The sequence below is a fragment of the Limnohabitans sp. Rim8 genome (assembly GCF_945901735.1).
Taxonomy (GTDB): domain Bacteria; phylum Pseudomonadota; class Gammaproteobacteria; order Burkholderiales; family Burkholderiaceae_C; genus Limnohabitans_A.
The window spans coordinates 19,857-30,026 of the sequence record NZ_CAMDLM010000038.1; the positions used below are offsets into that span (position 1 = coordinate 19,857).

General features: G+C 62.4%; 8 protein-coding genes. 1 reads left to right on the forward strand and 7 read right to left on the reverse strand.

Going from position 1 to position 10,170, the window contains the following annotated elements; genetic code table 11:
• Nucleotides 1–42: 42 nt before the first annotated feature.
• From Q0O99_RS15350 to Q0O99_RS15375, 6 genes are read right to left on the reverse strand one after another with little or no spacing between them, the layout of a single operon-like run.
• Complete coding sequence (locus Q0O99_RS15350) at nt 43–4,023, reverse strand: translocation/assembly module TamB domain-containing protein (RefSeq protein ID WP_293752851.1); 3,981 nt, start codon at nt 4,021–4,023, stop codon at nt 43–45.
• Nucleotides 4,024–4,025: 2 nt separating this feature from the next.
• Nucleotides 4,026–5,879 carry an autotransporter assembly complex family protein gene (locus tag Q0O99_RS15355; RefSeq protein ID WP_293752852.1) on the reverse strand — a complete coding sequence of 618 codons (1,854 nt, stop codon included), beginning with the start codon at nt 5,877–5,879 and terminating at the stop codon, nt 4,026–4,028.
• Nucleotides 5,876–7,060, reverse strand: coding sequence for a VWA domain-containing protein (locus Q0O99_RS15360; RefSeq protein WP_293752853.1), 1,185 nt, complete (start codon nt 7,058–7,060; stop codon nt 5,876–5,878). The genes Q0O99_RS15355 and Q0O99_RS15360 overlap by 4 nt, the downstream gene beginning before the upstream one ends.
• Nucleotides 7,054–7,677: a GNAT family protein gene (locus Q0O99_RS15365; protein WP_293752854.1), complete on the reverse strand. Its 624-nt coding sequence runs from the start codon at nt 7,675–7,677 to the stop codon at nt 7,054–7,056. The genes Q0O99_RS15360 and Q0O99_RS15365 overlap by 7 nt, the downstream gene beginning before the upstream one ends.
• Entirely contained in the window at nt 7,674–7,913 is a 240-nt protein-coding gene (locus tag Q0O99_RS15370) for a hypothetical protein (protein ID WP_108353137.1), read from the reverse strand. Before Q0O99_RS15370 ends, Q0O99_RS15365 begins: the two co-directional genes overlap by 4 nt.
• Before the next feature lie 10 nt (nt 7,914–7,923).
• Nucleotides 7,924–8,766, reverse strand: coding sequence for a MoxR family ATPase (locus Q0O99_RS15375; protein WP_293752856.1), 843 nt, complete (start codon nt 8,764–8,766; stop codon nt 7,924–7,926).
• Nucleotides 8,767–8,873: 107 nt separating this feature from the next.
• On the opposite strand from Q0O99_RS15375, the gene Q0O99_RS15380 reads away from it, so the two are divergent.
• On the forward strand, nt 8,874–9,533 hold the full coding sequence (locus tag Q0O99_RS15380; protein WP_293752855.1) for a c-type cytochrome: 660 nt from the start codon (nt 8,874–8,876) through the stop codon (nt 9,531–9,533).
• A 79-nt stretch (nt 9,534–9,612) separates the two neighbouring features.
• Here the strand turns inward: Q0O99_RS15380 and Q0O99_RS15385 are convergent, their stop codons facing one another.
• On the reverse strand, nt 9,613–10,047 hold the full coding sequence (locus Q0O99_RS15385) for a DUF1841 family protein (RefSeq protein ID WP_293752857.1): 435 nt from the start codon (nt 10,045–10,047) through the stop codon (nt 9,613–9,615).
• Between the last annotated feature and the right edge of the window lie 123 nt (nt 10,048–10,170).

Consider the following 10,170-nt stretch of genomic DNA (forward strand, 5'->3'; position numbering starts at 1 on the left):
AGTGAATGAAATTCTTGCGCGTGAAAGCTGCAAAAAAGCGGTTCAATCCCGCCGCACCGTGAAAATCAGATCCAGTGCGCTTTGTTCGCCGGCCTGCGCCCGCAGGGTCAGGCGGCGCGAGAGGTCGTAAAAAATGTACAAACTGCCGAAAGCGCCGCTCAGGCTGGTCTCGTAGACCAGGTAAAAGTCTTTGGACAAGCGTTTGCCCAGGGTCACCGCTGCCCCCGTGGCTGTGGCGTCCGAGCGGCTGCCGCTGGCGAGTGAAACTTCGTCCAGCCCCAAGCTGCTGGCCAACTCGCCGGTCAGGGTTTTGCCATTGCCGCTGAGCAGGGCCACCGCGGCTTGTTGCAGCACGGCCGATTCGGCCCCGCCATTGGCTGCTGAGCGGCCCAGCACCAGCCAGGCGAGTTTGTCGGCGTCGGGCAGGTCCGGGTCGGCGTACAAACGGATGCGCGGCAGCAAAGCGGTGCCGCTGATTTGCACGCCCACTTTTTGCGGCAAGTTGGGCCGCAGGGCAATGATGTCCAAGCTGGGGTTGTCGTAGGGGCCACTGAAGCGCAGCACGCCGGTGTCGATGTTCAGTTGCTGGCCGTAGGCTTTGTAGCGCCCGCCTTCGGTGCGCACCTGCCCACTCAGGCGTGGCAGGCCCCGTGTGCTGGCATTGCTCAGCAGTTCCACTTGGCCGGTCAGGCGGGTGCTGAGGCCTTGGCCTTGCAGCTGAAAATCTTGCCCCAAGTCGAGCATGACGCGCACATCGGGCACACCCAACCAAGAGCCGGAGGGCGCGTTGGGGTCGGCTGGGGCGGTCAGGGCGCTCAGGTCCAGCTGGCCCATACCCGGGCGAATCACCACCACATCGTCGCCCAGGCCTGGGGTGCTGCTCTCGGGCAGGATGAACAGGGCTTGGTCGGCCTTGAGCCCGCCGCGCAGTTGCCATTGGCCTTGTGCCATGCGCGCCGTCACTTCGCCTGACACGCTCAGTCGGCGATCGGCCCGGTTGCTCACGCGCAGGTTTTTGGCCTCGATCTGCAAAGCCATGTCGGCCGAGCGCAATGGGTTGGCGTTGGGGCTGGCTTGGGCCTTGGGGTTGGCGTTGGCGTTGGCGTTGGCGTTGAACTCGACCTGGCCACTGGCTTGGAGTTCGCCCCCTTGTGCGCCAGCTCCGCGCAGGCTCAAGCTCTCCAGCACCAGACTTTGGCCTTGCAGGCGCGCCTGCATTTGCCCTTGGCTGAACTCGATGCCTTGCACGGCAGATCGGGCCGCCAGTTGGTTCGCTTGCAAGCGACCCAGCCACTGGGGTTGGCTGCGAGTGCCGCTCACGGTGAGGCTGGCGTCCAGCGTGCCTTGCACGCGCCAGCCCGGTGGGGCCAGCACCGACCAGGCCCCGATCTGGGGCAGGTTGGCCTGCACGCTGCCGATCAAAGGGGCCTGCTCGGCCCATTGCCAGCCGTCTGGGGTTCGGTTCAGCTGGCTTTGCAGTTTGGCCTGTGCCTGTCCCATTTGGGCGCTGTCCCAGTTCAGATCGGCTTGCATCTGCTCGTTTTGCACACGTAAGAACAACTGGGCCTGGCGCAAACCAGCGGTCGTGAGTTGCCCGGGCAGGCTGTCGGACTGGATGCGCAAATCACCCTGGGTGCGCTCTGCCGACAGGCTCAAGTCAAGATCCTTGTCCATGCGCCACTGCGCCTGGCCTTTGAGCGTGATCTCGTTCAGGATGTCGGTGCCCAGCCAGGTTTGCGCCCAGGACACGGGCAGGTCTGTCCAGCGCACCGCCCCGTGGGTCTGCTGGGGCTGGCCCGGGCTGGGCGCTGTCCAGCCACCCGCTTCGACTTCCAAGCGGGTGCGGCCTGGGCCAGGGCCTTGCAGCCACCAGGTCGACGGATCCCAAGTCAGGGCCATCTGGTCGAGCCGGGCTTGCCAGGCGGGTGTGGATTGCAAAACCAAACGCCAGGGTGCAGCCGACGGGCTTGGCGTGTTGGGGGTGCTGAGGGCCAACTGTTCGATGCGGCCTTGCCAGTTGGGGCTGTGGACATCGGCGCGGCTGCCACGCCAGGTGGTTTGCAGCTGGGCGCTGTGTGCGCCCTGGCCCAGGCGTGCTTGCAGCTCGGCCTGCACCGCCAGGGGGGTGCCTTGCATCTTCAGCTGGCCCGGGGCCAGGAACCAAGGCGCTGGCTGGGCGGTGGATTTGTGGGTGGGTGGGGTGCTGGGGTTGGACTGCGCCCACTCGATGCGCGGCCATTGCAGGCTCAGGGACAGCGGCGCATCGGCTTGGGCAAAGCCGCCTTGCCATTGGGTTTGCAGTTGGGCCGGCCCGCTGGCCTTGAAGGCACGAAGTGGCGTGCCCCAGCCCGGCAGGCCTTGCAGCCAGGACTGGCTGAGGGCGGCGTCTTGCATTTGCACATCGAGTCGCCCTTGGCCGTTCAGGGGGGCCAGGTTCCCTTGCGCTGTGGCTTGCAGGCCGGGCAGTTGCAGCGTCATGCGGCCTTGCACCGATTCTTGGGCCGGTTGCCATTGGAACTGCGCCTCCAGCACGGCCTTTGCGGCTTGCAGGCGCAGGCTGTCGATGTCCCAGCGGTCGGGGTGCCACTGGCCGGTGAGTTGCAGTTGTTCCCATGGCCATGCGGACGGGGTGGCGATGGTGGCGGGGGAGGGTGTTGGCGCCTTAGGCGCTTGCAAGTCGACACTCAGCGCGAGCGTGTCAGTGCCTGTGGCTTCGGCTTTGAGGCGGCCTTGTAACGCAGGCCCGGCCCAGGCGCTGTGCAGCAAGCCGGGCTGCAGGTTTTGGATGTCCAGCTGCCCTGTCCAGCCCTGTGGGGTTTGCTGGCCTTGGCCTTGCAACTGGCCTGTGGCCAGACGGGCCTGGGCTTGTTGCACCTGCCACAGGCCTTGCGCATGGCGGGCTTTCAGGCTCAGCTGCGCCAGGGGCAGGCGCTGCAGGTCCCAGGCACCGGGCAGCAGGTTCTCGAGTTGCGCATCGAGTTGCCAGGCTTCGCCATCGGGCTGCAGCTGGGCCTGGCCCTGCAAGCGGGTTTGCGGGGCACCGGGCCACAGGGGGGCCAAGTCGAGCGCTTGCCACTGGCCCTCGGCTTGCAGCACCGCTTGTTTTTGCCAGGGCTGGATTTGCGCTTGCAGGGACAGATGGACCTTGTCTTGTGCGCGCCCCAAAGCGCCTTGCCCGGGTGTGGGGGCCAGCTCGGCTTGCACCGAGAGTTGCGCTTGCGGGCCCGACAATTGGCCTTGCACCGTGGACTGCACTTGCAGCTGCAGGGCCGGTGTGCGGCCGCTGGCCGGGGTTTGCACCTGGCCTTGGGCCGCGATGTGCAAGGCCATGGGCGCTGCCCCCTGCAAACGTGCTTGCAAGGTGTAGCGGCCTTGCGCCAGCGCGAGCGAGTCGACATCCAGGCGGTGTTCCTGCCCGTCAAAGGCGTACTGGGCCTGAATATCGGACAGCGTCACCGCCGTGCTGCCTTGCCAGCTGAATTGGTCCACCTGCACGGCCAGTTGCAAGGGCAGGGGCAGGCGCAGCTCGGTCAGCGGTGTGAGGGCTTGGGGGGGGCGCTGGTCTTGCACGCGCAGGCGCTTGACCTGGACGCTCTTGAGGGGCCAGGCCTGACGCCACAGCTGCGACCAGTCCAGCACCAGTTGTGCATCCTGAGCCTGCACCTGCAAGCCACCGCTTTGCCAGCTGATTTGGCCGATGCGCCCGCCTTGCTGCAGGTTGCCTTGCACATCGGTGCTGCGCAACTGCTGACCCGAGGGTAAGGCCCAGTGGACCATCTTCAGGGCGGTGACCAAAGACCCGGCGGTGCCCGTCCAGGCCCACAGCCCCCACAGCGCGACGGCCAGCGCCAAGGGCCCTAGCAAGGCCGACAGGCTCATCGCCGACAAAGTGCCCATAGCGGCCACCACGCACCGCAACAGCGAGCGGGCAGGGGACGTTGAATTGGCCGTCGCGGGCTCAGGCGAGACCACGTTTTGCGCCGCGGCATCCTTGTCGTTCTGGGCTTCGGTGCGGGTGTTCATCGTCAAAATGTGAAACCCACACTCAGGTGCAAGCGCAGCTTTTGCAACGCTTGCGCATAGGCCAGGTCGATGCGCACCGGCCCGACCGGGCTGCGCCAACGGGCGCCCAGGCCATAGCCGATTTTGGGTTTGAGTTGCCCGGGGTCATCGGCCACCGCACCGGCATCGACAAACACGGCGCTTTCCCAATCGGTGGCTTGCCCTTGGTGGCGGATGGGGCGCTGCCATTCCAGGCTGCCCGCAGCCAGGTAGCGGCCCGGTGTGGTGACGCCGGTTGCATCGGTCACGCCAATGCTGTTGGGGGCATAACCGCGCACGCTGTTGTCGCCACCGGTCCAAAACAGCTGGGTGGCGGGCAGGTTGGCGGTGTCGCGGCTGACCACGCTGCCGATGTCGGCGCGAACGGCCAGGCGGCCCATGCTGGCGCCCAATGGCACGAGCCCCAGGCCTTTGACCAGCCAGCGCACATAAGGCTCGCTCGGACTGCCGAGCGTCACGCCCGTCCCCAACTCGATGCCCACGCCCAGGCCCCGGCTGGGAAAGGGCAAGCTGTCAAAGTGGCGTCGGGTCCAGCTGTAGTTGGCACTGATGGATTCGCGCTGGGTCTGGAGGCTGCCTTGCAGCCGTGCCGAGTCGTATTGGGCGAAGTAAGAGCGGTCAATGTTTTCACCCAGTTTGGTGCGACCCGCGCGCCAGCGTTGGCTTTGCAAGGGGAGGTCAAAGAGGTTTTCGCGGTCGAATTTGGCCGAGGTGTTCCATCGCCAGAGGCTGGCGTCCGGTGGGGCCAGCAAGTCCAGGCTCGCGCTTTGCAAGTCCTTGTCCAGGGACAGCTTGCTGACCGAACGCCAATGCAGGCCCGGCACGCTGTGGTGCGTGTGCTCGGCGCTCAAGCGGGCACCGCTGTCGCTGCGCACGCCCAGGCCCAGCACCCATTTCTGGCGCAGACTTTCCTTCAGTTCTATCTTGACCGGTGGCTGCGCCGGGTCGCCTTGTGCATCCAGGCTGACAAACACCGAATCGTAAAAGCCGCTGGTGACCAGGCGCTGCTGCGCTTCAAGCAAATCGTTTTGACGGTACACCTGGCCGACAGGCAAACGCGCCAAGCGCTGGACCTGGGTGACGCCGTACTTTTCGGCCCCGGAAATTTGCAAGGCCCCCAGCCGCACGGCCGGGCCGGATTCCAGCGTCAGCCACAGCCGCACCAGGTTGTTGGGTTCGTCCACCAGCGCCAGGCTGTGCAGGATGCGGCCCCAGGGGTAGCGCTGGGCCAGCAGCTGGCGCAGGGCCTGGTTTTTGGCTTCGCTCCAGCCGTTTTGGCTGAAGGTCTCGCCCACGGGCAATGCCCATTGCTGTTCGATGGCTTGCCGCTGAGCACGCGCCTCGGGGTCATCGGCCACATCGCCCAACCACTGCCACTGCACTTCGGAGATGCGCGCGGCAGGGCCAGTGTCCACCTCCACCCGCACCTGGCCCAAGCTGCCGGCGCTGGCGCTTTTGTCTTGCGACCAGCGCAGCGCTGGCTTGAAAAAACCCAGCGTGCCCAGCAGCTCGCGGGCCTGCACATCTGCGTCACGCAGCAAGCGGGTCAGCTCCATCTCGTCCAGATCGCTCAGGGTGCGGTAGCGCTGCAAGTCCAGGTGTTGCGTCAAGAAGTCGCGGATGGCCTCGTCGCTGCTGAGCACTTCCAGGCCGAAGGCTTGGGCGCTGGCGGGCGTGTGGTTTTGTGCGGTGGGCGCCGCAGTTGGGGTCGTTTGGGCACGTGCCCAGGAGGGGGCCAGTGCCACAGCTGCGAGCGCAGCCAAGAGCCAGGTCAGGGCCGTGCGCGACAAGCCAGCGGGCCGCGCTGGCGACCTCATTTGCTCAGCAAACGCATCGCATCTTCCAGCCCTCTGAGGGTCAGCGGGAACATGCGGTTGCTCATCAGCTGCTGAACGATGGAGATGCTCTGACGGTATTGCCAAACGCCTGGGGGCTCGGGGTTGATCCAAGCGAATTTGGGGAAGGTGTGCGTCAGGCGTTGCAACCATTCGGCCCCGGCCTCTTCGTTGTTGTACTCGACGCTGCCGCCCTTTTGCAAAATCTCGTAGGGACTCATGGTCGCGTCCCCGATGAAGATCAGCTTGTAGTCCTTGTTGTATTTGCGCAGGATGTCCCAGGTGGGGAATTTTTCGGCGTAGCGGCGCTTGTTGTTCTTCCACATGAAGTCATAGACACAGTTGTGGAAGTAATAAAAATCGAGGTGTTTGAACTCGGCCTTGACGGCGGAAAACATTTCTTCGACACGTGTGATGTGCTCGTCCATGGTGCCGCCCACGTCCATGAGCAGCAGCACTTTCACGTTGTTGTGGCGCTCCGGGCGCATCTGGATGTCCAGATAACCGGCATTGGCTGCGGTTTTGCGGATGGTGCTGTCCAGATCGAATTCGTCGTGCGAGCCTTCACGCGCAAAGCGGCGCAGGCGGCGCAGCGCCACTTTGATGTTGCGTGTGCCCAGTTCTTGTTGGTCGTCGTAGTCTTTGTAGGCGCGTTGCTCCCAGACCTTAATGGCGCTTTTGTTGCCACCTTTGCCGCCAATGCGGATGCCCTGCGGGTTGTAGCCGCCATTGCCAAAGGGCGAGGTGCCGCCCGTGCCGATCCACTTGTTGCCGCCCTCGTGGCGTTCTTTTTGTTCTTCCAGGCGTTTTTTGAGCGTTTCCATCAACTCGTCCCAGCCCATTTTTTCGATAGCGGCTTTTTGTTCGGGCGTGAGTTCTTTCTTGAGGATCTGTTCCAGCCATTCCAGTGGCACGTCTTTGCTGAAGTCGGTCAGCATCTCCACGCCCTTGAAGTAAGCGCCGAACGCCTTGTCGAATTTGTCGAAGTGCTTTTCGTCCTTGACCATCACGGTACGGGCGAGGTGGTAAAAATCGTCGATGCTGCAGGCGTCGGACGCCGGGCCGACCACGTTGGCCTGCAGGGCTTCGAGCAGCGTGAGCAGTTCACGCACCGAGACTGGCACTTTGGCGGCACGCAGGGTGTAAAAAAAATCGATCAGCATGGTGAGGCCTTCCGGGGTCGATCCAATTGGTGGCTCAGGTGCGCTTTCACCGTGGGCCATTCGCTGGCAATGATGCTGTAAACGCAGGTGTCGCGCAGTGTGCCAACAGCCAGAGGGTGTAGGTTGATCTGGTGGCTGCGCAGCACGCCGTCCAGCTTGGCGCCCAGGCGCTCGATGGCGCGGCGGCTTTGTTGGTTGAAAAAATGCGTGCGGAACTCTACCGCGATGCAGTTCAATTGATCAAAGGCGTGGGCCAACAACAAGCGCTTGGCTTCGGTGTTCAGTGGGCTGCGCTGCACGCTTTTGCGGTACCAGGTTGAACCGATTTCCACCCGGCGGTTGGCCGCGTCGATGTTCATGTAGGTGGTCATGCCCACGGCTTGGCCGATGGCTGGGTCGATCACCGCAAACGGGCACATGCTGCCCTTGGCCTGCAAGTCCAGACGGCGGTTGATCTCAGCCGCCATGCCCTCTGGGGTGGGGATGGCGGTGTACCAGTGGTTCCACAGTTCGCCATCTTGCACGGACTGCACCAGACCATCGTGGTGCAGGAGCGACAAGGGGACAAGTTGAACATGTTCACCCGATAGCGAAGTGGGCGCGATCCAAGGATTCATGATGCGTCATTGTCCTTGTCTTTGGCTTTTTGTTTGTTGCGCCAAAAGCGCGCCAAGTGCAGACCTGCACCGCCACCCAAGCCCACCAGCAAAATGCCGCCAATGCTGGCGTTGTCGTAACCGGCACTGAAAATATTCAGGCCCAGCCATTTGCCGGCCCAGTAACCGGTCAATGCACCGCCGACAAAGCCCACGGCATCTGAGATGCCTTCCGTGAGAGGGTTGGGAGAGGTCATCGGTTCATGTTCAACGGTTGCGCTGGTTCATGAACACCAGCTTTTCGAACAAGGTCACGTCTTGCTCGTTTTTGAGCAAAGCGCCCACCAGTGGGGGGACCGACAACTTTTGGTCTGCACTTTGCAGGGCTTCGAGTGGGATGTCTTCGGCCGCCAGCAATTTCAGCCAGTCGAGCAGCTCGCTGGTCGAGGGCTTTTTCTTCAGGCCGGGCAGGCCGCGCACGTCATAAAAGGTCTTGAGCGCCAATGCCAGCAGGTCTTTCTTGAGCGTGGGGAAATGCACATCCACGATTTGGCGCATGGTGTCCGCTTCGGGGAACTTGATGTAGTGGAAAAAGCAGCGGCGCAAGAAAGCATCAGGCAACTCTTTTTCGTTGTTGGAGGTGATGAACACCAGCGGACGGGTCTTGGCTTTGATCAGCTGGCGCGTCTCGTAGCAATAAAACTCCATGCGGTCGATCTCGCGCAGCAAGTCGTTGGGGAATTCGATGTCGGCCTTGTCGATCTCGTCGATCAGGATGGCTATGGGCGTCTCGGACGTGAACGCCTGCCACAGCACCCCCTTGATGATGTAGTTCTCGATGTCTTTGACTTTTTCTTCACCCAGCTGGCTGTCGCGCAGACGGCTCACGGCGTCGTATTCGTACAGGCCTTGTTGGGCTTTGGTGGTCGACTTGATGTGCCACTGCAGCAGGGGCAGGCCCAAGGCCTCGGCCACTTCTTCGGCCAACATGGTTTTGCCCGTGCCGGGCTCACCTTTGACCAAAAGGGGGCGCTTGAGGGTGATGGCGGCGTTCACGGCCAGCATCAGGTCGGGGGTGGCGACGTATTTTTCGGTACCTTGGAATTTGATCATGGACAGTTCTTTGAAACAGGAATAAAGCTTGTCAGGATTATGAGGGTCAGCCCGATATAATCCGCAGTTGATTTTTTATCAATCATTTGGATTGTGTGAGCAAAATGAACAAGCTGTTGACCTCGATGTTTGCCTTGACTGTCGCTTCCGTGACCGCCATCTCCGCCCATGCCCAGGAAATCAAGGGCGATGCCAAAGCCGCTGAGCAAAAAATCGCCATGTGCATTGGTTGCCATGGCATCAAGGGCTACCAAGCCAGCTTCCCTGAGGTCTACCGCGTGCCCATGATCTCGGGCCAAAACGCCAAGTACATTGTGGCCTCTCTCAACGCCTACCAAAAAGGCGAGCGCAAGCACCCCACCATGCGCGGCATTTCCGCCAGCCTGAGCGAGCAAGACATGGCTGATTTGGGCGCTTACTACGAGCAACATGGCAAAACCGAGCCCGTGACCAAGACACCCAAAGTGCCTGACGCCAAAGTCGCTGCCTTGCTGCAAAAAGGCGCATGCATTTCTTGCCACGGTGACAATTTCAGCAAGCCGATCGACCCGAGTTACCCCAAGCTGGCGGGTCAGCACAAAGACTTTTTGTATGTGGCGCTCAAGTCTTACAAAACCGAAAACCTGGCCACCTGGGGCCGCAACAATGGCGTCATGGGTGGCATTGCCAAGCAGTTTTCCAATGCCGAGTTGAAGGCCATGTCGGCTTACATTGCCACATTGGATGGCGATATGAAGGTCGTACCCCAGTCCCGCCTGCGTTGAAGCTTTGATTTCTCTCAACAAAAAACCCGCCTTGGCGGGTTTTTTGTTGTCTGTTCGCCTTTGTTCGTGGTCCCTGACCTCAGTCTTGGGTGGCGTTGCGCTGTACGCAGGCGATGTAGGCTTCGCCATCGGGCATGCGGCCCGAGCGCTGGCTTTCGTGCACCATGCGGCCCAGGCAGTCCATGGCCTGGTGGTGTGCGTGGTGCAGCGAGTTGAGCCGGTGGGTCAGCAATTCCACGGCTTGTCGAATGCCACGAGGTTGGTCGATGCTGCATTGCTCGCTGATGGACAGGTGCATTGAGAGGTGCAAGAAGGGGTTTTCGCGGGTCGGATCTACCTGGATCATCTGGGCCAGCGCCGCCTCGACATCGGCCAGTTCGGCGTGGTATTCGGGGTGCTCGTCGATCCATTGGCTGACCAACATTTCCATGGGTTCGAGCGGAGCCGTTGTGCGGGCTTTGGCGTAAACGCCGCAAAAAAAGCGCCGGACATCGGCTTGTGAAGGTTGGATCAGCATGGGGTGGATTGTCTCTTATGTGTGTTGGCTTGTTGTCGTTGGAGCTTTGGGAGTGAGAGGCCGGGGTGCGGGGCCGGGGCTCAGAGGCGCTTCGCTTTGCCACATCGCCCCGGCCCCGCA

Coding starts and splice junctions, on each gene's coding strand:
- Q0O99_RS15365 (WP_293752854.1), bottom strand. CDS start 7,677: ATGAATCCTTGGATCGCGCCCACTTCGCTATCGGGTGAACATGTTCAA.
- Q0O99_RS15350 (WP_293752851.1), bottom strand. CDS start 4,023: ATGAACACCCGCACCGAAGCCCAGAACGACAAGGATGCCGCGGCGCAA.
- Q0O99_RS15380 (WP_293752855.1), top strand. CDS start 8,874: ATGAACAAGCTGTTGACCTCGATGTTTGCCTTGACTGTCGCTTCCGTG.
- Q0O99_RS15360 (WP_293752853.1), bottom strand. CDS start 7,060: ATGCTGATCGATTTTTTTTACACCCTGCGTGCCGCCAAAGTGCCAGTC.
- Q0O99_RS15370 (WP_108353137.1), bottom strand. CDS start 7,913: ATGACCTCTCCCAACCCTCTCACGGAAGGCATCTCAGATGCCGTGGGC.
- Q0O99_RS15355 (WP_293752852.1), bottom strand. CDS start 5,879: ATGAGGTCGCCAGCGCGGCCCGCTGGCTTGTCGCGCACGGCCCTGACC.